We start from the raw sequence: 21,055 nt of genomic DNA, 5'->3' as shown, positions 1-21,055 counted from the left end.
GATGTACAACACAGGCAGAGGCTACAACGCTGGTGAGCGGTATAACATGCTGCCCATACCATGGCAGGCCCCAGCGTGGTTCACCCACGTGGGGCACGCCCTGCCTGTGGTGGTCGACGGCCAATTACGCCCTGTAGCTTTGCTCTCTAAGGCCCACGATATCTTTCTCCATGAGACGTTGGCGGGGGAAGATAGGCTGACGTTTGTTCTGCCCCATCCGGTGCCGGAGGAGTTTGTTGTCGACGCCACCTTGGATTTGGCGGGTAAGATTTATCGGGCCATGATATTGAACCACAGGGAGTATGCAGAGGGGCACCGGTATGTCGAGGTTGAAGCGTGGGCGCTCTGGTACGACCTGAGCAAGCTCCCCACGCTCCCGGCGCAGGAATGGGTGAATGTGCTGGCCTCAGATATCCTGGCCTGGCTGCTGCCCGGTTCAGGCTGGACGGTAGGCACGGTGTCGGTCACAGCACGGCGAAGCTTACGCTGGAATGGCGGCAGTAACCGCCTGGAGTGTTTGCGCGAGCTGGAACGCACCTTTAATGCAGAGATTGTCTGGGATACAGTGCGTCGTACCGTATCAGTGGTAGCGGCAGGTGGTGCAGATACGGGCGTATTCTTCCTGAGAGGCAAAAACCTGCGCACGGCTGAATCGGAGATAAGCATTGTTGAGACTGTGCATAGGCTGTACCCCCGCGGACACCGGGGACTGACCATTGCCCTGGTGAATGGCGGTGTCCCCTATCTGGAGGTGCCAAGCCCGCATAACCCACCGCCGTCGGCCGTTTTACTTGCCGAATCATTTACTGACCCGCATCAGCTCAAGGAGTATGCAGAAGCAGTCTTTGCCACACTGAACACGCCTCAGACCAGTTACATCTGCGGGATCGTGGACTTATCCATGCTCCCGGGCTATGAGGAAGACCGAGTTCGTGTAGGGGATGTTGTAACGGTTCATGATGAAACCGCGGGGATATCTATTAAGACCCGCGTGGTGCGGATGCGTTACAGTGTAGAGAAGCCGTGGGAGAGCGACATTGAACTGTCGACGGTTCGGGCAGATCTCTCGCAGGCTCTCAGCCAGGTGGCCCGCGCACTGGATGTTTTTGAAGCAGAGGAAAGCGTCCAGGCACGAGACATCGCCCAGCTCATGGTCTTTAACCACCTGCTAAACTCGCGTGCGGATGATGGGTTCGCCTATTGGGTCAACGATGGCTGGACAGTGGACAATACCCAAGGTTTCTCTGGGCCAGCCTCTTTCCGGGCGGTGGGCGCCCTTGGTGTATCTAAGACCCTGGCACAGACTGTCTGGCCAGCACACAGGGAGAATTATGTGGTCAGTTTGCGGGCGCAGACAGAAAACATCCTCTTAGGTGGGGGAGGCAAGGTGGGGGTCGAGGTTGTACTGCATTACACAGACGGAACCAGCGAAACGCATTTCATATCACTAGTCTAGTTTGGGGGTGGTAAACGTGTCCTGGCAAGACGTAGTATTGCCAATCCCGGCGAGCAAGAGAGTGGCCAGAATAGACGTGCGGCTGTGCATGGAAGATGCTCTAGGCGTAGTCCATATGACTGACGTAATGCTCCAAGGTGGAGTCCTGCCCACTCTATGGAGCGGTCATGCTTCAGAAATACGTTTCTCCTTTGAGCAGTAGCATGGAGAGAGTCTTCAAGGTCATCGCGCCGCAGGAAAAAGAAAAGAGCGTAACGAGAATTGATGTCCGGGCGGTAGTGCAAAACGCAACTGGCACTGTGACCCTCACGGATTTGATGCTGCAGGACGGTGCGCAGCTTACAGGCCACGTTCCGGCCACGCGGGAAATGCTGATGAAGCTCCGCGAGGATGGGCAACCAGCAGCACCTAAGCACTTTAACGCCCTAATCCGCGGCCGACAAACCCTGATCATCCCTAATAGAGGTGCTTATTGGAGTGTGCCGATGGGGACCCCAGTGGTGACCACGGCCATAGATTTCACCGTAATGGCCAGGACTTCTATCCCTGCTGGGATGGGGCTTTCACACGGCTACCGAACCAGGCAGCTTGTGTATGACAATGCCTTGGCCAGAGGGGATGTGGTCGAGTTCTTGGCGAGTAGACACAGGGTCACCCATAACGGTGTACCGACCAGACACTACGCCGGGGTTCATCACCAAATCGCTGCAGGCAATTCACGCTTCAACGTTGATCTGTTAACTGAAGGAGCGCCAGACAGACCCCAGCCAGCAGCAAGAGTCCTGATAGAAATGCAAGAATGGGAACTGGCAGGCGGGGGGAAGCGGCTGTGATTAATTTAAGACAACAGGGAAATGGTTTCATGTCCTGGACCTTCCTGAAAACAGCACGTGCCATGCAAGAGTGGCTTGACTACGGCGATAAGTTTACCCAAATGGGCCTGTTCGATTTTCTTATCCCCGATGACACAGGGCGCATCGTCGGAACCGTGCCACACGCGGATTTAGATAGGGTAACACGATGGCCCAACACGAGATACCTGCTGACCGTTCGCAATGACGGCATCCTTTCCCGCTTCAGGGCCATAGTAAACAACGCAAACGGGGCGCAGGACAAGTTCATCAGCGAACTGCACCGCATCTTGGACGCTCACCCTTACGCCGCGGGGGTAGATATTGATCTAGAAGTTGGCCCCAACGATAACCTCGACGGGGTAGTCTCCCTGGCCAAGCGTATCTATGAGAGCATCAAGTCGAGGCCTGCGCAGCGCTTTGTCCACTGGGACCTGCCACCCATGACGGGGGACGGAGTCCCGTTCTGGGAACGGTGGTGCGATTATCGCCGCATGGAGCCGTACTTTGATTCCTGCGCCATCATGAGCTATGCCTTTGCGTGGGCAGGTAGCGCTCCCGGACCAATCAGCCCGATGTGGTGGCTGGAGCAGGTGTATGACTACGCGGTGACCAGGATTCCGCGGGAGAAGATCTATTTTGGCATCGTGGGCTTTGGCTTCAACTGGCGAATCGACCGGGCGCCCACAGGATACCGCGGGGCCAGTGGTACATTCTTGGCTTTCCTTGGCTGGCAGCAGGGGCACTTTAATCATCACGCCGCGCAGCCGTTGATACCGTTTGCGGGCTACCATGATCAAGAGAGTCAGAGTCCATATTTGCTCCTCCATGTCTACGATAAGTTAGAGGGCGCTGACACGACGAACACCCTGTCCCCAGCTGTGAGGGTCGCGGGGGCCGTGGGAAACACGAAGCGGAACTATCTCGTAGCCTACGAGAAGTCCCCCGTTTATGACTTCTCAGGGGTGATCGTTGACCGCGATGGAGTGAGCTACGACGAAATCTCTGGGGCGATGTCCATCGGCGCCCCGTGGATTTCACCGAGGGCGCCACGGCTTGTGGGCACTCCACCAGTTTTAGAGGCGGAGGGGCTGGCCACCTATGCGTTTGAAGTCCCAGCAGGGGGAACCTATGAGCTTGTGGTCAGGGTGAACGCGCCTTGGTTCAACAGTCAGCAACTGCAGCTTGCGCTAAACGGCGTCGCCTTGCAGGTTGGCCCTTTCCCCGACTGGTACCCGTTGCACAGACGAACTCACTGGATTAGCCTGGGCAATCACGCTATGCAACCAGGGGAGAATGTTTTAGAAGTCCACGGCTCGGGCAGTCAAAGGGGTACGCAGTTCTGGGGTTTTCGTATCTGCAGCAGTTTCACTATGCGCATGGACGGGGGCGGCGGAACGTACACGCTCACACCACGCCGGTTCAAAGATGTCAGCGGCAACTGGGTCTTGCCAGCGAACTTCATTCTGACACCGGAGGTTTTGCGCCATACCCCGGAGCATGCCTGGGTCTGGTATGACGACTTCCGCGCCGATACCGGGGGGTATTATGTCCAGAACGGCGGTGTTTGGAGTATAGATCAGGACCCAAAGCGCCGGGTGATGGTCCAATCTGACGCCCTATCCCCAGACGCTCAGGCACACCTGACCTATTACGGGTTTGGTGACCTAAACATCAGGGTTAGGCTGCGCATGACCCAGGGGAACGGCACCATGGGCATCGTGTTCAAAGCTCAGGGAGTAAACGACCTCTATCTGTTCCTTTTACGTCGCAGCACGCATACGGCGGAGCTGTGGCAAAGGACTGGCGGGACATGGGCAAGGCTCCAGCCTGACGTGGCGCAAAGTGTCGCCCTGCATGCACTATATACCCTGCAGATTAGAACGCGCGGCAGCGAGTTGCGGTGTTGGGTGGGCTCCACTATGGTTTTCAGCGTCTCCTTGTCCTTACCTGCCAGCGGTGGGTTTGGTATACGCACCAGCAATGCCGCTTGCGAGTGCAGCCTGCTGGACGCAGGTAGCCCTTATGTCTACGTGCCGCAGGAGGCGATAGATGTAACACTGCCAGATGGGCAGACCGTTACCCATGGACGTATAGCGCGCACTGGCGTGACCTGGCTTGATCCATGGGGATATTTCGAATATACCGGGCCAAACGAAGAGAGGGATACTCGGACAACGAGTATCCCTCTTGATTGTGACTACTTCCACACGTCACCGTTCGCTGCATTTGAAGACGACAGGTCAGTAACGATTAAACTCCGTGACCGAGGGGTCTGGCTGACGGACGTGTATCTGGGGGATGCGCTTGGTTTCAGTGTGGCGCACTACTCTGATGCGGAACACTTCGCGGTGCTTAAGAATCTGGCGAAGCATCGCTGGGGCTTAAAGGGGGTGGCATTCTGGGCGTTGGGGTTACAGGACCCAAGAGTGTTCGATGTTGTTTGAGCGATCTAGCGACCCAATAAAAATGAGGAGGAATGAACAAATGTCTTGTCCAGCAGGAGCAACTCCAGGTTTACCCTTAGACGGCCATGTTATCAATCGATTCTGCGTAAATAGAGGTGCCGCTGTCCCAGTGTGGTCGGGATCCTTCGGTCAACTCGATAATGTGCAGATTGGGACACTTGGGACTAACGACTACTTCAGGCTGCAGTGGTCTTGGTTGCGCCCAAACACCTGGGACCCAAACTGGCCCTACGATTTTTGTGTGTTGGTACGCAACTCCTCCGGTGTCCTCCAGTGGGGCTTTGTCAACAGTGCATCTCAGTGGCCAGCAGGCTTTGTCCCAGTTGAGGACCAGTTCTTTCTGTCCGAACAAGCGTGGAATGGAATGACGTTAAGGACTTACACCATTCAAAATCGCGGGGCGGTGTTAAGGAACAGGAGTGGGGGCATCATTGAGACCCTCCCTATTGGCTCCACCATAGCAGTCCGAGCCGGTGTCGCAACTTCAATGGGACAGAGTTGGTGCACGTATTGGCAAGTTACTGCAGTCTTACGGTCAGGGCAGTGGCAATGGGCTGACCAGGCTGGCAGTACCTGGGGCTTTGTCGACACAGGGCTGCCGTTTAACAGGCCAAACACCAGCACGATTCGCACATCACTGGCATAACGACGAAGGCAGAGGTCAGACATTTGTCTGGCCTCTGCCTTTGCTTATCTAAAGCTGCTCCATGAATCTAAGATGCGCCCACGTTGGTCGACATTCAGCACTATGGTGTAGATGCCGGATCCGGTGTAAATCTCAATCATCCGCTGATAAACCACATCCTGCGAAACGGGGATGCCAGAAGCGCGGTCTCTGTCATGGTCAATGGTGGTCTGTACAAGAAATGCAATCTCGTTTCGCTCTTTTGATCTGCCGAATAACTCCGGCTTGCCATACCTGGCGTCAAGGTAATCAGGATAAGGGTGACCAAGCAAAAAGGCCTCAGCGACCTCCCGAGAGTACATGTTTCCTCCCTCTCCCCAGTTAACGACGGCAGAAAGGCTGACACTGCGTGCCACCTTAATCTGCTCTTCAACGGGCAGATTGTCCACAGCAACGCCCGTATAGTCCCTTGCCGAAGTGATTCTGACCACTATAGAAACAAGGACCGTAAGTGCTACCGCTGTCGCTAACACCCAGAGTAGTCGTCTCCTCTTGCCCATATCGACCTTCCTTCCCTGACTGGCTATCTCCGCCTCATGGTGTGACTTACGACCTATTATACCCTATGAAAGAGCACAAGTAAATATCTGGGAGTTGGACAGTGCAGGATACCTTTGGTTTTTGGAACTCGGAGGGGTCGAAGGCATATCCCTGGCATGCGCATAAATCGAAGTTAAACGGAGGAGTTGTCATTGAAATCTACCATAGAATTGGCGAAAGCTACGTTTGCCGCCATAGGCGGTTTTCTGGGCTGGTATTTGGGCGGGTTGGACGGCTTTCTCTACGCCCTCATCGCCTTTGTTGTCGTCGACTATCTGACCGGTGTGATGTGTGCGGTTACGGACAAAACTCTGTCCAGTAAAATTGGTGCGAAAGGCATCGTCAAAAAGGTACTCATCTTCACGCTGGTGGGCCTTGGGCATATCATCGATAGACAGGTGCTCGGGCAGGCCCAGGCGATAAGGACTGCGGTGATCTTCTTTTACCTGAGCAACGAAGGTATTTCTATTCTGGAGAACGCAGCCGCTATCGGTCTTCCTGTGCCCGACAAGCTAAAAGATGTCCTGGCGCGGTTGCACGAGTCTAAAGGGGGCACCAGTTGAACCTGCGCCAGCTCTTATTCATAAACAACGCTTGCTTCAAGGCGGGCAGAAACATCGCTCCGCAGGGTATTATGGTTCACTCCACGGGGGCCAACAACCCGTGGCTCAGGCGCTACGTGGGGCCGGACGACGGTCTGCTGGGGAGGAACCGGTACAACAACCATTGGAATCAGGACAGGCCGGATGGCAGGCAGGTCTGCGTCCACGCCTTTATCGGCAAACTGGCGGATGGCTCCATAGCTACATATCAGACGTTGCCTTGGAACCATCGCGGCTGGCACTGCGGGCGAGGTGTGAACGGAACCGGCAACGACACGCATATCTCCTTTGAGATTTGCGAGGACGGCCTAGACGACGCCGTTTACTTCCGCAAGGTCTATAGCGAGGCGGTGGAGCTATGCGTGTATCTCTGCAGGCAGTATGGTCTCTCAGAGCAGGACATCATAAGCCATTCAGAAGGCCACCGTCTGGGCATCGCCAGTAATCATGCCGACGTAATGCACTGGTTCCCGCGCCACGGTGAAAACATGGACTCTTTCCGCGCTGCCGTAAAGACCGCGTTGGCAGCAGGCGCAACTGACGCTCCCATTCCCGCTCCGATCGACGCGCTTTACCGGGTTCGCAAAAGTTGGGATGATGTTAGCTCCCAAATAGGAGCGTTCAGGGTGCTAGACAATGCCAAGCGCTTAGTTGACACTAATCCCGGCTACGCCGTTTACGACAACACAGGGAGTATGGTCTATGGTGGCACCGGCGTCACCGAATACGAGATCTACTCAGTGGTAAAGGGCGACTCGCTGTGGAGAATAGCGGCGATCAAGTTAGGTAACGGGGCGCGGTACCCCGAAATAAAGGAGCTAAATGCTTTGACCTCGGATATCATCGTACCCGGGCAGAAGCTGAGGATTCCAAAGTAGCCGGTTGAATTATAGATAGGCCCCATAGTACGGATTCATAGTCTGTACTGTGGGGCCTATCTTTTTGATGCACCCAAACCGTCCGATTTTACCTCCTGCGGTGGCTTAAGGCGAAGGCACCTATGGGCCTGTCCTGAAGGGGGTAACCAAATGACAAACCAGCAGAAAGAGACAATCACACAGCTGCGCAGCATGGGCCATAGCTATGCAAAGATAGCCACGGCACTTGGCATAGCTGAGAACACGGTGAAATCGTTCTGTCGCCGCAACAACCTCGGAGGTGTTGGCAGGGAACTTGCCAGTCAAACTCCAGGCACCCTCTGTCGCCAGTGCAAAGCGCTGCTCATCCACACCGCCGGAGCGAAGCAAAAGCGCTTCTGCTCCGACAAATGCCGTATGATTTGGTGGAATGCCCACCCGGAAGCGGTCTCGCGGAAAGCGTTCTATCCCTTCACGTGTGATTATTGCGGTGTCGCGTCTGTAAGCTACGGAAACAAGAAACGCAAGTACTGCTCCCGGGCCTGCTACGGCAAATCCAAGGCGGTGCGCCATGAGTAGGGAAGAGGCTATCATTCACTACAAGACAGCGGTAGTGGTACTCAGGCAATGGCTTGCTGAGGGTATTATCTCCGAAGCTGAACTGGCAAGCATAGATGCGGTAGTAGCCCAGAAATATGGCCTTTCTTCCTCTAGCATATATCGCTAAAGTGCTTGATAACACAGTGGTTTAGAGCGAATATGTGATAGCGAAAGGAGGTCGCTCATGGAGAGGATAATAATACGAAAGCCGCATAGTTCCCCCTTGTTTCCCCAGAAGCAGAGAGTCGCCGCATATGCGCGGGTATCTAGCGGAAAGGAAGCCATGCTTCAGTCCCTCGCCGCTCAGGTCAGCTATTACAGCGAACTGATTCAGCGGCGACCTGACTGGGAGTACGCCGGAGTCTATGCGGACGAAGCGGTGACGGGGACGAAGGACAGCCGGGTCGAGTTCCAGCGCATGCTTGCAGACTGTAGAAAAGGTCAAGTTGACATGATTATTACGAAGTCTATTTCACGCTTTGCCAGGAATACCGTTACACTTCTTGAGACTGTGCGGGAGTTGAGACTGCTGGGAGTGGATGTGTATTTCGAGGAGCAGAACATCCACTCGCTCAGCGGAGACGGCGAACTAATGCTCACCATCCTGGCATCATACGCACAGGAAGAGAGCCTTTCGGCCAGTGAAAACTGCAAATGGCGCATCCGAAAACGGTTCGAAAATGGAGAACTAGCCAACCTGCGGTTTCTGTTTGGCTACCACATCGTCAGGGGGAAGGTGGAGATTAACCCAGAGGAAGCGGCCGCCGTGCGCCTGATTTTTGAGGACTATCTGAGAGGCATGGGAGGCAGCGCCATAGCACGAAAACTAAGAACCATGAATGTTCCCAAAGTACGCAGTGGTAAATGGAAAAGCCAGCGGGTGATGGAAATCCTCAGAAACGAAAAGTATACCGGAAGCGCACTGCTGCAGAAAAAGTATGTAGCAGATCATCTGACGAAAAAGCTGGTTTGGAACAAAGGCGCCCTGCCGATGTATCAGGCGGACGACACACATCCGGCCATCATTGATTCAGAGACCTTCGAGGCGGCGCAGGTGGTCAGGGAGCAGCGGCGTAGAGTTTCCGGTGCGAATGATTCCACTGGCAAGAGCTATCCCTTCAGTAGCATCATCCTGTGCGGAAACTGCGGGAAGAAGTACAAACGGAGAGTCAATAAGGGAAACCCAGTCTGGCAGTGCTCTACATTCTTGCTAATGGGCAAGGCAGCCTGTCACACCAAACAGATACCGGAAGCCGTACTACGGGCAGCTGCTGCAGAGGCTCTAGGCCTTGAAAGCTTTGACGGAGATGCTTTTGGAGAGGAAGTCGCAGAAATCCGCGTGCCTATATTCAACCAGCTGGTCTTTGCTTTCCGTGACGGTAGAATCAGTGAAAAGGTCTGGCAGGATAGGTCGCGGCGCGAGAGCTGGACAAATGAGATGCGCCATGAGGCTCGCGCTAGAGCTAAAGGGAGGGAGTAAGATGGCATCAAGCGTAAGGGTTATACCGGCCACCATTGGCCAGCGCTCTCTACATGATGGCTCACCGTCAGCCAAGCGCAGGATTGCTGCTTATGCCAGGGTTTCTACAGGCAGTGAAGAGCAGTTGACCAGTTACGAAGCACAGGTGGATTACTACACTAAGTACATCAAGGAACGTGAGGATTGGCAGTTTGTCAGGGTCTACACTGACGAGGGAATCAGCGCGACCAACACTAACAAACGCGAGGGCTTTAAGCAGATGGTCGCCGATGCCTTGGCTGGACAGATTGACTTAATCATCACCAAGTCCGTCAGCCGCTTTGCTCGGAACACCGTAGACAGCCTGGTCACTGTACGAAAGCTTAAGGAAAAGGGCGTGGAGGTCTATTTTGAAAAGGAGAACATCTATACTCTGGACAGCAAAGGTGAGCTTCTGATAACGATCATGTCTAGCCTCGCTCAGGAAGAGAGCCGCTCCATATCCGAGAACGTCACTTGGGGGCAGCGTAAGCGCATGGCGGACGGGAAGATCAGTGTTCCATACGGCCAGTTCCTCGGTTACGAGAAGGGAGAGGACGGTCTACCGAGGATTGTAGAGTCTGAAGCTGAAGTTGTGCGAATGATTTTCCGGCTATTTATTGAGGGAAAAACGCCCTCAGCGATTGCCAAGGAGCTTGCCAGCCAGGGTATCCCCTCACCGGCAGGGAAAGAGACATGGCAAGTGGCCACGGTAAAGAGCATCCTGTCCAATGAGAAATATAAGGGTGAGGCCCTCTTACAGAAGGGCTTCACTGTAGATTTTCTGACGAAAAAGAGGAAGGTCAACGAGGGCGAGGTGCCGCAGTACTATGTAAAGAACAGCCACCAAGCCATTATTGAGCCAGAAGAGTTCGACGCGGTTCAGCTAGAAATAGAGCGTCGTAAGAAGCTTGGCAGGCCCACTAGCTGCCACAGCCCTTTCTCTGCGAGGATCGTCTGCGGCGATTGTGGCGGCTTTTTCGGCTCAAAGGTCTGGGGCTCCAATACAAAGTACCGCCGCACAATCTGGCGCTGCAATGAGAAGTACAAGGGCGAAAAAAGGTGTAAAACTCCACACGTCACCGAAGACGAGGTAAAGCAGCGATTCCTGAATGCGTTTAACACTCTGATGAGCGACCGAGAGGAGCTGCTCGCTAGCTGCCGACTTGCCCAACACTACCTTTGCGACTGCTCAGAAATTGATGCTGAGCTTGCGGAACTGAGTCAGGAAATTGAGGTGGTAACCGAACTGGCCAAGAAGGCAATCTATGAGAATGCTCGTGTAGTAGTTAGCCAAGAGGAGTTTAATGAACGAAACAACAGCTATCTGGAAAGGCACCGCAAGGCCACGGAGCGAGTGGCCGAACTTGAGGCGCTGAGACGTGAGCGACAGAGTAAGTTCATGATGCTTGAAGGTTTTATTAAGGGGCTAGAAACACGCCCGCTGGTTCTGGAGGAATTCGACGAGAAGCTATGGGCCGTGGCGGTCGAGGTGGTGACTGCATCAATCGAAGGGAAACTGGTCTATAGCTTTAAGGGCGGAACGAAAGTCGAGAGCTAACCAAGGACCGTAGACAGAAGCTGCGTCCTATGAGATTGCCTGTGGGCAGCGATATCGCGCATCGGCGAGGCAATACTCCACAGCAGACCCAAGCACTCAATGGCGAAACAGCCTACAAGGACTCTCTTAGAAAGAAGACCCCTGAGCTCCCACATGCTGAGTGAGGTCCAGTAACCCAATTACTGCTTCGAAAGCGCTCGTATATGGAGAGGCGCTAGGCGTGAAGAGGGCATGGAGAAGACCGCCAGAGTCCTTGACAGTGCATGAAACAAAGAGTAAAATACGAACAGAACGTACGACCGTACGAACATGGAAGGGAGATGTGTTTCATGAGTCATGCTCCGCGAAAGTCTAACCAGCTCGAACAAATACTCCAGTCTGCATACGGGTGCATCGCCTCACGGGGTTACGCGAATGTATCCATGCGGGATATTGCCGATGAAGCTGGGGTTGCTCTTAGTCAGATCACCTATCACTACAAGAGCAAAGAAGGATTGCTCTCCGCAGTGATTAAACGTATGATGACGGAGTATCTCGTGGAGATAGAGGCACAATTGGAGAGGGGGGCAACTCCTCAAGACAGACTGTCTGGGGTCATCTTATATTTCGATCGCCTGCTCGCAGACACCCCAGGGCTGATCAAGCTCTTCTTTGACTTTACGAGTCTGTCGCTGTGGTCGGCACCGATCGAGAATCAGCTTCGCAATCTAACAGAGGATTTGGCATCCTTGGTGGAGAGACACGTTCTCCGCGACGTCTCTGAAGGCAGCAGGCTGGGGTTCTACGATCCGAAATCGGTAGCGAGAATGCTGTTGGGATCAATACTTGGCGCGGCTATGTTGGCGATGACCGACCCGGATGGCCCGTCGCTACCAGAGGTTCTGCGTCCTATGGAACTAATCATAGCCTAGAAGGGTGGTGCTACAACACCATGCGTGCGTATGGAGGGGGGAGCACTCTATAATCGGACGGACGACCGATTGAAATCGCATGCAGGTAGATTAGGGAGTCTCGAGTGTCGGCATAACGACTATGAGAGGCATGAATATGAGATAGGCGTCAAGCAATGCTACCGTTTGCTGCAGTCACAAATGCCTGAGCAAGGAGAAGCTCCTAGAATATTGCTTGGATGCAAGGGGTTTGCTTGGTCACATTCGCGTTGAGACAGAATGTTTGGGGAGAGTGAAGAGGATGGGCACGAAGGGTTTTATCGAGAGCGCAAAAGGTTATGGACTTAAGAGAGTACTATCGCACTTAGGGTCGGAGCCTAACAAGAACATTCCTAGGGTTTTGAACTGGGTTGACAGGTTCGACAAGGAGGGGGTACTGAAAGGCAAAGTGTCAGTTGTGAGGGAGGTACTCTCTGATGAGGGTAGCAACTGGTCTCTGTTGACCAAAAGCCTGTGGACAGATATCGATACTGATGTGAGGAAGAGGCTCTTTGAAAACTTCATTGTGAACGCAGTCATCATCGGTGGCAATAGGCAGGAAAAGGCCCGCGAAGAGCATGGATGCAACGTCCCTTGGGCGATACTAATGGACCCGACCTCGGCGTGCAACATGAGATGCAGTGGATGTTGGGCCGCAGAATATGGGCCTGATATGAGCTTGAGTTATCATACACTGGACAGTGTGATTCAGCAAGGAAAGGCTCTGGGCATTTACATGTACATATATTCTGGGGGTGAGCCCCTGCTCCGCAAAGACGACATCGTGAGGTTGTGTGAAAGACATAGTGACTGCGTGTTCCTTGCGTTCACTAACGGAACGCTGATCGATGAGACATTTGCAGATGAAATGCTGAGGGTTAAGAATTTTGTTCCTGCGATTAGCGTCGAGGGCTTTGAGTATGAGACGGATTCTCGCCGCGGGGAAGGCACCTATTTGGCAGTCGAAAATGCTATGGAAGTTCTAAAGATCAAGAAGCTGCCCTTTGGGATATCATGCTGCTACACAAGTAATAACACAGATAAGGTTGGGAGTGAGGCGTTCTTTGACAAGATGATCTCTAATGGCGCGAAGTTCGCTTGGTTCTTCACATATATGCCAGTGGGCATGGATGCATCACCAGAACTAATGGCAAATGCCGAGCAGCGAGAGTTCATGTACCAACAAGTCCGCAGGTTCCGAAAGAGCAAAGCGATCTTCACGATGGACTTCTGGAACGACGGCGAATATGCTGATGGATGCATCGGGGGCGGACGGAGATATCTACATATAAATGCAAATGGCGACATTGAACCATGCGCATTCATACACTACTCTGATTCCAACATTCACGACACAGCCCTGGTTACAGCACTGAGAAATCCCTTGTTCATGCAGTACAAAGAGAATCAGCCCTTCAATGGGAACATGCTGAGACCATGTCCACTGCTGGATAATCCAGACAGGCTCCGAGACATGGTGACTGCCTCAGGAGCAAGGTCAACTGAAACCTTACATCCTGAAGATGTCGGTCATCTCTGCGAGAAGTGCAGGCCTGCGTCTGTCGCTTGGGCAGTGGCGGCGGAGAGACTATGGGTTGAATCGTCAAGTCAGAGACCCAAACGCACAGATTAGATTATAGGTAGGCCAGACCGTTATGAACCCGTCTCTGCTGCAGGTGGAGTCACAGTAATTCGCGATTGTGTTGTGACGACACCGGCTCATTCACTGCAGTAAACGGACTTAGTCCCAAAGCAATATTGAGGAGGCAAGACCAATGAAACCCATAATAATTACGGACTCGACTTGTGACCTTGCATCAGAATACCTGAGGCGGAACAGGGTGCCCACAATCCCATTCCATTTTACGCTCAAGGGACAAGAATACACAGACGATTGTGGCCGAGCACTTCCTTATCAGAAGTTCTATGATGAGTTGCGCAAGGGGGCGATGGCCACGACCGCCCAAGTCACCCCCTTCGTGTATGAGGATTACTTCCGGAGATACATAGCAGAAGGGCACTCCATAATATACGTCGGCTTTTCTTCAGCATTGAGCGGGTCATACGGCGGCGCGGTCTTGGCACGAAACGAGATACTACGGGATCACCCTGGGGCTGACATTTCAGTTCTAGATACGAAGAGCGCAACGGTTGGGCAAGGTCTTCTGGTTCGCTATGCTTGTGAAATGTTAGAGCAAGGCAGATCAAAGGAAGATATAGTTGCTTGGATAGAAGCCAACAAGCAAAGAATCAACACATGGTTCACGGTTGACAGCTTAGAGCACCTAAGAAGAGGAGGCAGGCTGTCGGCAACAAGCGCGTCTCTGGGTGCGGTTTTGAGCATTAAACCCATTCTGACTATTGACAAAGGGGGCAGACTCGCTTTAGCAACGAAAGTTCGTGGCCGACAGAAAGCAATCTGTGGTTTGATGACGGAACTCAAGGACAGAATAGTCAACCCGGAAGAACAGACTATTCTTATCTCCCACGGAGACTGCCTTGAAGATGCTGAGCGTCTGAAGAGCCTGGTCATGGGTGAGTTGAGAGTGAAGGAAGTATTGATAAGCTACCTAGGACCCGTGATTGGCGCACACACAGGACCGGGATTGCTCTGCCTTGCATTCATGGGAAGAGAAAGAGGGCTATAGGCCAATGGCCCCAGTTTCGTTCTGGGTCCGCTAGTATCAATGATCGCAGCCTGAGATGAACGGAAAGAGCAGAGAGGTTTCCGTCACGTGCCAGCCAAATGTGCGAGATTAAATCGTCATGGCAGAAGCGCCTTATCTAGGGTTGCAGGAAACTCCCATGTCGGTTTGTGATATGCCGATTTGGTAGATAGAAGATGTAAGGGGGGAGGGGCTTTAGTAATGCTTGATGCTATTGCATTCCCAATTGGTTACATGCTGAGATTCATTTACACTCATCTGGCATTCGGGAATTATGGAGTCGCCATTATATTGCTGACAGTATTCTTGAGGCTGTTGTTGACGCCCCTGACCCTGAAGCAGTACTATGCCTCAGCCAAAATAAGCGAAGTCCAGCCCAGATTAAAGAAGATACAGAAGTCATATGCTCATGACAAGGAGAAGCTTGGCCTTGAGACCATGAAGCTGTACAAAGAACATAACGTAAATCCGGCCGGGAGTCTTTTCCCGATGTTGATTCAGATGCCCATGTTCTTCGCGCTTTATTATGTGATCTCACAGCCACTGAAATACATGGTTGGCAAGTCTCCGGATGATATCCTGCGACTGTATGAGATGATTCCAGTCACAAACAGAGTGGCAAACATGAGAGATCTGAGCATTATAGGTTACTTCAGCAAGTTCCCTGACCGAGTCGCCGTAGCTGGTGACTTGCTTAGGTCAGGAGATCTCATCAACATGGATTTTTTTGGGGTCAACTTGGGTGCCATCCCCACATATCGCTACCTGGAGTTCATGGAAGCCCCGATGAGAACGCAGAATCTGCTACTATTATTGATACCATTGGCAGCAGTGGTCACAACCTATGTGTCAGTAAGATATCCTCTAAGACAGACCACTGGGGCAACGGAAGACACGACTCAAGGATTCGCTCCAGGAACGATGAGTTTGATAGCAGCAGCGGTAACAGGGATGGTGGCCTTTAGTGTCCCGGCCGGACTCGGGCTCTACTGGACGGCTGGGAACATGGCCCAAATGCTGCAAAACATGACCTTGAATGCTTTTGTATCCAAAAGAGCTCCGGATAAAAAAAAGCAGCGAAAATGCAAAACTACGAAGCGGATTTGCACATCGGCTCAAGAGAGGAACTGATATGGCGAACATAATTGATTATCTGAAGTGGCGAGGAGACATGAGCTTCTCGTGTGATTGTTTCAACGAAGTCGATAATCTGATACTGTCTCAACTCGCATATCTGAACTTGGACGGAGTTGCTACCCGTGGACAGATGTGCAGTGGGATGACGCTGTCCGATTTGGCAAGCCAAATCATTGCCAGCGAGGAACCCCCGTCGGTCTACGCAAGCTATTATTACCCAGAAAAGGTTGCCGAACTGCTGATGTGTGCCGCGAAGACAACTCGTTATCGCGATGTTGAACTGCTAGGATACGTCAGTTCGCATGATCGCCAGCCTGCAAGCCAGTTCTCTGCTGTTACTTTCTCGCTCACTGGTGATGAACACTACATCGCTTTTAGAGGTACAGGTAATAGTGTTGCAGGGTGGGAAGAGAACCTACGGATGAGCTTTGAGGAAGAAGTGCCAGCGCATAGGCAGGCTGTGATTTATGTAAATGACACTGCAGCTGACCTCAAGGGGAGGTTGCACTTAGGCGGTCACTCCAAGGGCGGAAACATCGCTGTCTATGCCGCAACACATTCTGATAGTAAGATCAGGGCAAGAATCATGAATGTCTATAATAATGATGGGCCAGGATTCCACATGAACGTCATCCAGAGTACAGGTTATCAAGACATGGCAAGCCGAATGCACACCCTAGTTCCCAAAGCTGCTCTTGTTGGGATGCTGTTGGAGTGCGGGGAGAGTCCCGTAATTGTAGATAGCAAAGGACTCGGTATCTGGCAGCACGACGCCTTCATGTGGGAGGTTGTTGGAACCCGTTTTGTGCGTGCTGGGAAGCTGAGCATGCATAGTCGTAACCTGGACAGCATCCTAGAAGGGTGGCTTGATAGCCTATCAATGGACGAAAGGAAGCAGTTCGTGGATGCGCTTTTTGGCATGATGAGGGCAACAGGTGCTGATGCCTTTGATGACATGTTGATGGACGGCCCGGCCACGATAAGCACAATGAAGGGCTACTATCTGGGCATTGACCGCGAGACAAGACGGAGACTTACAGATATCGTCATGAAGCTGTGGAGAGAGAGCCGAAGAGTATATGGCAAATCAATAATTAATGAAGTCAACTCGCTGCGTAGGGTTGCCTCACGGAATAGACTATCTGCCCGAACGGAGCATGCTCGGGTGGCTAAGAAAAGAACATGAGAACGGCTGGTGGCAGCCGCTGTGTATGCGGTCAAGACTAGGTAAAAACCTCGAGGGATGGCATGAGTACGAAAGGAGAAGGGGACAGAGCACGACAGAATACAATGCGTTCGTAGTAGTGAGCCGGGATGAGTGCAATGAACGAAACAGCAGTTATCTGGAAAGGCACCACAAAGCCACGGAGCGGGTCGCCAAGATCGAGAGGCTGGGACGTGAACACCAGAGTAAGATCCTAATGCGCGGAGGGTTTATCCAGGGGATAGAGACGCGCTCTCTGGTTCTGGAGGAGTTCGACGAGAGGCTATGGGCAGTGGCGGTTGATAGGGTAAAGATAATGTCAGACGGCAGGCTACTGTTTCAGTTTAAGATTGGAGCGGTTACTAAGGGTTCACAGCAGACAATCATTCCATCATGCTTGCCCGCTACAGGGACGCTGCCGATGTACTGAGTTTTGGTGCTGAATTGATAGAGCAGCAGAGCCGACCCGAGGAGGCCCTTGAGCTGATGAAAGCTGCCTGCGACTTGTATAAGGGGCGTCCCCAGTAGCATCGTGCTATTATAATGTCCTTGTGACACGCCAATCCATCAGTTATAATTAGAGGGAACAAGTAGGAAGATAATGGATAAGAGGTGTGAAGTGTGTTCAGGAGAATTACGGCAACTCTGCTGTTGGCACTGGTGCTGCTCTACCAGCCCATATGTCTGGTTAGAGATAGGCTAGTGACTGTCAGTTGTGAGAAGGACGCCATTGTTGATCGATGGGATCCGCCGAAGTCGGAAGACGTATATTTCCCTCGAAATTTCTTCTCGTTGCCTGCTCACGCTTGCTCTTTGGGCGACTCATCCATGCGTAGAAGCTGCTCTTGCTGACTGCTAGTACTCTGCATAGCTTAGCAACCCGGTAATTCACGCTTTGCGACCTAATGAGCCGTAAGTACCTCTGCAAACACCGCTGCGAACAACCCGGGTATGACCATCAACAACGACCCACAAGCTATACTTCCTCCGCCTACTAGAAAGTAGTAGGAGTGAACGACCTCAGTTGTACCCCGCCGGGAGTAGCGGGCCGTCCCAAAAAAATAAGAGGCAAGGTGGAGGGAGGTATAGCTAATATTAAGAAGTATATAGGGTGGCTTCTTATTGCTTACTCGACTTTTGCAATCCTTTACGGGCAGTTCGGCAGGGCTAGGTTACGCTTTACACACACTCCTTTCTATTATGTGAGTTTCATATTACTCGTTATTGGAATTGCATTAGTGCTTAAGAAAGTAACCAGAAGATAACCCATCCCTTGCGTAACAAGGGCGATACAGGAAAGTCAGAGGATGAGTTGAAGCAGCGATTCCTCAATGCGTTTAACACGCTGATGAGCGACCGAGAGGAGTTGCTCGCTAACTGCCGACTCGCTCAGAGCTTGCTTTGCGACTGCTCGGAGATTGATGCTGAGCTTGTGGAACTGGGGCAGGAAATTGAGGTGGTCGCCGAACTGGCCAGGAAGGCAATCTACGAGAGTGCCCGCTCAGTGGTCAACCAGGATGAGTTCAATGAACGAAACAACAGCTATCTGGAGCGGCACCGCAAGGCCACGGAGCGGGTTGCCGAGCTTGAGGGGCTGAGGCGTGAGCGACAGACTAAGTTCCTGGTGCTTGAGGGTTTTATCCAGGGGATAGAGAGGCGCCCGCTGGTTTTGGAGGAATTCGACGAGAAGCTGTGGACAGTGGCGGTCGAGACGGTAAGGGTGATGCCAGATGGCAGGCTGATGTTCAGCTTTAAAGACGGCACGGAGATTGAAGGTTAAAGCACAAAAAAGCACCCACAAGAATGGCTACGGAATTCTTGTGGGTGCTGTCATGTTGTCTGCCGGTATTACAGGTCTGTTTCCCAAGCAATCTGAATAGAGGTGAAGGAAAAAACATTAATACGGCGAATACGTTTATCATGTTTACAGTGCTTTCCAATCTAAGCCAACGGGGAGGGGGTGAGGACGTTATGAAGAAGTTTTTTAGCCAACACTCTGTTGACCTGTATTTTGTCCTTGCGCCGACAATTTTCGTTTTGTCTCTACTCTATTTCATGCCCGCGCAAGTCCCAGGACATATGGATTTGCTGGGCAACATAAACAGATGGGGAGGGTCTAGAGGCGGGTGGCTGTTCGTAGGTTTTCTTTTCTCATATCTAACCCTGGTTGCCTGGTTTGCGGGCAAGAAATTTGGGGGCGTAGTCTCAATCATAAGCAGTGCCGCAATGCTATTCCTATATCTCCATTGGGCACTGATGCTGCTAGGTATAATGTACGTGACGCCTGGCGCCACGAATATCTACGCTCTTGAGTGGGATCTGGGTAAGAGAGCAGTGGGGACACTTGTGCCAATATTTACTCTGTATGGCATGGTTATTCACAAGGCAAAACCTAACTGGTTAGTTGGCTTGAGAACTAGTTGGACACTAAAGTCTGAAGAGGTGTGGGTCTACACCCACCGGTTATCCAGGCTTCCATTCCTTATAGTAGGCGGCTGCAATTATCTAATCCTCGCCATTCCTCCGATCCCTGAACTTGTCAGGCTGGTCCTGAGCTTTTCAGTGACGCTCATTCTATTCGCGTACCTGTTATGCAAGTCGTACGAGAAGTATCAGGTGGTCATAAACAGACAGCCCAACGGCTGACTCCCACTCTATAACTAGGCAGGACTCCATAAGCCTCATTCCGTTTGCCGTGTCGTCTTTCAATCCCGCTCATATTATTAGCCGGAGCTCCTTACACACAGGGAGTCAACATTGTCTGAAACTGTGCGCAGAATTTCTCCAGACAATTGTGACTAGGAATGCATTATTTAAACGATGGACTCGGGTCTAGGATCACCAGTTGAACAGGGGGTGGTCGTAATGAGGTCATTCATTGCTATGGCAGTTCCGCTAGGAGTTGCTGCTTTCTTCCTTGCTGGGGCAGTACAGGTTGTGATGCGCCGTTCACCATCAAACCGCCCATCGCTTGCAGCGCAGGCCTTATATCTGTTAGGGGTCTGTTTGGTCTCCAATGTGGCCTACCCATGGTGGCGAACTGGTTTGATGATAAGGGTTATAACTGTTCTTGTTATCGGTCTTGCAGGGCTGTTAAGTAGCTATGCTGCTCTTCGAGGTATTTCTTCTCTAACACAGTTGATACCTTTGCGCCCTGTCACTTGGGGGTTTGCTTTGCTGGGGGTGGGCCTCCTTCTTGTGGGTATCGCAATAGTTTCGTGGCCAATCCCTTCAGGCGTAGCTCTGGCACTCCCAGTCAGCGACGGTACTTGGTATGTTGCCCATGGAGGGCCTCTTAACATTATCAACCATCACCGTTCTGTCATAGAGCAGCAATTTGGGCTTGATCTTACACGTTTACCCACTAGCAACTGGACTGCGCAAGCGAAAGGTGCCACACCTAGTGCATACCCATCATGGGGTTCAGCAGTCATTGCCCCTATAGACGGGGTAGTTGTTTCCACAGTAGGTGGACTGCCGGACATGGATGTGGGGGTAAGGGATACCCAAAATCCAGCAGGAAATTGTATTGTACTTAAGACTTCAGAAGGGGTACATATCGTCATTGCACACCTACAGCAAGATTCGATCCTTGTTGATGCAGGACAGCGAGTGCGCCAGGGAGACGTTTTAGGTAAAGTAGGTAATAGCGGTCAAACAACTGAGCCACACATTCACATTCATGCAATGACAAAGTGTTACTGCTAACGCAATTTGTCCCGCAGCAGACGGCGTAAGTTGACCGAGGATTGCCGTGAAGCGTGGCCGAAACTACTGGTTCGGGTGGCCACTGCTAGAGTTAGGCATATCGGGGGCTTTGCCCCCGAACCCCCAAGGTTTACCGCTTATCAAAAGCCCTACATTATGCAAAGTGAAGTGCAAGGGACTCGGCGCACAGGGGAATGTTATGATTCAAGTTTAGATAATGTCAATCACTGAAGTGTCTTCAGGAAATCAAGCATCGTAGATTTCTCCTGGGCGTCATAGTATTCTGCTCCACC

General features: G+C 52.3%; 20 protein-coding genes. 19 read left to right on the top strand and 1 reads right to left on the bottom strand.

Going from position 1 to position 21,055, the window contains the following annotated elements; translation table 11 throughout:
• The first annotated feature begins 1 nt into the window (after position 1).
• Genes KGZ66_08370 through KGZ66_08355 form a run of 4 tightly spaced genes read left to right on the top strand, consistent with a single transcriptional unit; the run spans position 2 to position 4,754 of the window.
• A complete protein-coding gene (locus tag KGZ66_08370; GenBank protein MBS3985608.1) occupies positions 2–1,456 on the top strand; it encodes a phage tail protein in 1,455 nt (484 codons plus the stop codon).
• Positions 1,457–1,472: 16 nt separating this feature from the next.
• Positions 1,473–1,658, top strand: coding sequence for a hypothetical protein (locus KGZ66_08365; protein MBS3985607.1), 186 nt, complete (start codon positions 1,473–1,475; stop codon positions 1,656–1,658).
• A 1-nt stretch (position 1,659) separates the two neighbouring features.
• A complete protein-coding gene (locus KGZ66_08360) occupies positions 1,660–2,289 on the top strand; it encodes a hypothetical protein (GenBank protein ID MBS3985606.1) in 630 nt (209 codons plus the stop codon).
• Positions 2,286–4,754 (top strand): hypothetical protein, encoded by a 2,469-nt coding sequence (locus tag KGZ66_08355; GenBank protein ID MBS3985605.1) that lies wholly within the window; start codon positions 2,286–2,288, stop codon positions 4,752–4,754. The genes KGZ66_08360 and KGZ66_08355 overlap by 4 nt, the downstream gene beginning before the upstream one ends.
• Before the next feature lie 711 nt (positions 4,755–5,465).
• Here the strand turns inward: KGZ66_08355 and KGZ66_08350 are convergent.
• Positions 5,466–5,960 carry a hypothetical protein gene (locus KGZ66_08350; protein ID MBS3985604.1) on the bottom strand — a complete coding sequence of 165 codons (495 nt, stop codon included), beginning with the start codon at positions 5,958–5,960 and terminating at the stop codon, positions 5,466–5,468.
• A 192-nt stretch (positions 5,961–6,152) separates the two neighbouring features.
• On the opposite strand from KGZ66_08350, the gene KGZ66_08345 reads away from it, so the two are divergent.
• The 15 genes from KGZ66_08345 to KGZ66_08275 all read left to right on the top strand — a co-directional run bounded on the left by KGZ66_08345 (position 6,153) and on the right by KGZ66_08275 (position 20,762).
• On the top strand, positions 6,153–6,563 hold the full coding sequence (locus KGZ66_08345; protein MBS3985603.1) for a phage holin family protein: 411 nt from the start codon (positions 6,153–6,155) through the stop codon (positions 6,561–6,563).
• Positions 6,560–7,480 carry an N-acetylmuramoyl-L-alanine amidase gene (locus KGZ66_08340; protein MBS3985602.1) on the top strand — a complete coding sequence of 307 codons (921 nt, stop codon included), beginning with the start codon at positions 6,560–6,562 and terminating at the stop codon, positions 7,478–7,480. Before KGZ66_08345 ends, KGZ66_08340 begins: the two co-directional genes overlap by 4 nt.
• Before the next feature lie 150 nt (positions 7,481–7,630).
• Positions 7,631–8,038 (top strand): RNA polymerase subunit sigma-70, encoded by a 408-nt coding sequence (locus tag KGZ66_08335; protein ID MBS3985601.1) that lies wholly within the window; start codon positions 7,631–7,633, stop codon positions 8,036–8,038.
• A complete protein-coding gene (locus tag KGZ66_08330) occupies positions 8,031–8,186 on the top strand; it encodes a hypothetical protein (GenBank protein MBS3985600.1) in 156 nt (51 codons plus the stop codon). Before KGZ66_08335 ends, KGZ66_08330 begins: the two co-directional genes overlap by 8 nt.
• 57 nt (positions 8,187–8,243) lie before the next feature.
• Entirely contained in the window at positions 8,244–9,539 is a 1,296-nt protein-coding gene (locus KGZ66_08325) for a recombinase family protein (GenBank protein MBS3985599.1), read from the top strand.
• A 1-nt stretch (position 9,540) separates the two neighbouring features.
• A complete protein-coding gene (locus KGZ66_08320; protein MBS3985598.1) occupies positions 9,541–11,118 on the top strand; it encodes a recombinase family protein in 1,578 nt (525 codons plus the stop codon).
• 329 nt (positions 11,119–11,447) lie between these two features.
• Positions 11,448–12,029 (top strand): TetR/AcrR family transcriptional regulator, encoded by a 582-nt coding sequence (locus KGZ66_08315; GenBank protein MBS3985597.1) that lies wholly within the window; start codon positions 11,448–11,450, stop codon positions 12,027–12,029.
• A gap of 280 nt (positions 12,030–12,309) precedes the next feature.
• Entirely contained in the window at positions 12,310–13,680 is a 1,371-nt protein-coding gene (locus KGZ66_08310; GenBank protein ID MBS3985596.1) for a radical SAM protein, read from the top strand.
• Positions 13,681–13,822: 142 nt separating this feature from the next.
• A complete protein-coding gene (locus KGZ66_08305; protein MBS3985595.1) occupies positions 13,823–14,695 on the top strand; it encodes a DegV family protein in 873 nt (290 codons plus the stop codon).
• A gap of 219 nt (positions 14,696–14,914) precedes the next feature.
• A complete protein-coding gene (locus KGZ66_08300) occupies positions 14,915–15,844 on the top strand; it encodes a membrane protein insertase YidC (protein ID MBS3985594.1) in 930 nt (309 codons plus the stop codon).
• 1 nt (position 15,845) lies between these two features.
• Positions 15,846–17,036 (top strand): DUF2974 domain-containing protein, encoded by a 1,191-nt coding sequence (locus KGZ66_08295; protein MBS3985593.1) that lies wholly within the window; start codon positions 15,846–15,848, stop codon positions 17,034–17,036.
• The gene (locus KGZ66_08290) at positions 17,008–17,484 is read left to right on the top strand and encodes a hypothetical protein (GenBank protein MBS3985592.1); all 477 of its coding nucleotides are present in this window, start codon (positions 17,008–17,010) and stop codon (positions 17,482–17,484) included. Before KGZ66_08295 ends, KGZ66_08290 begins: the two co-directional genes overlap by 29 nt.
• A gap of 882 nt (positions 17,485–18,366) precedes the next feature.
• On the top strand, positions 18,367–18,834 hold the full coding sequence (locus KGZ66_08285; protein ID MBS3985591.1) for a hypothetical protein: 468 nt from the start codon (positions 18,367–18,369) through the stop codon (positions 18,832–18,834).
• Positions 18,835–19,025: 191 nt separating this feature from the next.
• Positions 19,026–19,700: an SdpI family protein gene (locus tag KGZ66_08280; GenBank protein MBS3985590.1), complete on the top strand. Its 675-nt coding sequence runs from the start codon at positions 19,026–19,028 to the stop codon at positions 19,698–19,700.
• A gap of 219 nt (positions 19,701–19,919) precedes the next feature.
• Positions 19,920–20,762 carry a M23 family metallopeptidase gene (locus KGZ66_08275; GenBank protein MBS3985589.1) on the top strand — a complete coding sequence of 281 codons (843 nt, stop codon included), beginning with the start codon at positions 19,920–19,922 and terminating at the stop codon, positions 20,760–20,762.
• The last annotated feature ends 293 nt before the right edge of the window (positions 20,763–21,055 follow it).

Source organism: Selenomonadales bacterium (assembly GCA_018335585.1).
In the GTDB taxonomy this organism is placed as follows: domain Bacteria; phylum Bacillota; class UBA994; order UBA994; family UBA994; genus UBA994.
This window is presented reverse-complemented; position numbering and strand designations above follow the sequence as displayed.

Coding starts and splice junctions, on each gene's coding strand:
- KGZ66_08310 (MBS3985596.1), top strand. CDS start 12,310: ATGGGCACGAAGGGTTTTATCGAGAGCGCAAAAGGTTATGGACTTAAG.
- KGZ66_08320 (MBS3985598.1), top strand. CDS start 9,541: ATGGCATCAAGCGTAAGGGTTATACCGGCCACCATTGGCCAGCGCTCT.
- KGZ66_08370 (MBS3985608.1), top strand. CDS start 2: ATGTACAACACAGGCAGAGGCTACAACGCTGGTGAGCGGTATAACATG.
- KGZ66_08330 (MBS3985600.1), top strand. CDS start 8,031: ATGAGTAGGGAAGAGGCTATCATTCACTACAAGACAGCGGTAGTGGTA.
- KGZ66_08305 (MBS3985595.1), top strand. CDS start 13,823: ATGAAACCCATAATAATTACGGACTCGACTTGTGACCTTGCATCAGAA.
- KGZ66_08335 (MBS3985601.1), top strand. CDS start 7,631: ATGACAAACCAGCAGAAAGAGACAATCACACAGCTGCGCAGCATGGGC.
- KGZ66_08300 (MBS3985594.1), top strand. CDS start 14,915: ATGCTTGATGCTATTGCATTCCCAATTGGTTACATGCTGAGATTCATT.
- KGZ66_08280 (MBS3985590.1), top strand. CDS start 19,026: ATGAAGAAGTTTTTTAGCCAACACTCTGTTGACCTGTATTTTGTCCTT.
- KGZ66_08360 (MBS3985606.1), top strand. CDS start 1,660: ATGGAGAGAGTCTTCAAGGTCATCGCGCCGCAGGAAAAAGAAAAGAGC.
- KGZ66_08295 (MBS3985593.1), top strand. CDS start 15,846: ATGGCGAACATAATTGATTATCTGAAGTGGCGAGGAGACATGAGCTTC.
- KGZ66_08325 (MBS3985599.1), top strand. CDS start 8,244: ATGGAGAGGATAATAATACGAAAGCCGCATAGTTCCCCCTTGTTTCCC.
- KGZ66_08315 (MBS3985597.1), top strand. CDS start 11,448: ATGAGTCATGCTCCGCGAAAGTCTAACCAGCTCGAACAAATACTCCAG.
- KGZ66_08290 (MBS3985592.1), top strand. CDS start 17,008: ATGCTCGGGTGGCTAAGAAAAGAACATGAGAACGGCTGGTGGCAGCCG.
- KGZ66_08275 (MBS3985589.1), top strand. CDS start 19,920: ATGAGGTCATTCATTGCTATGGCAGTTCCGCTAGGAGTTGCTGCTTTC.
- KGZ66_08350 (MBS3985604.1), bottom strand. CDS start 5,960: ATGGGCAAGAGGAGACGACTACTCTGGGTGTTAGCGACAGCGGTAGCA.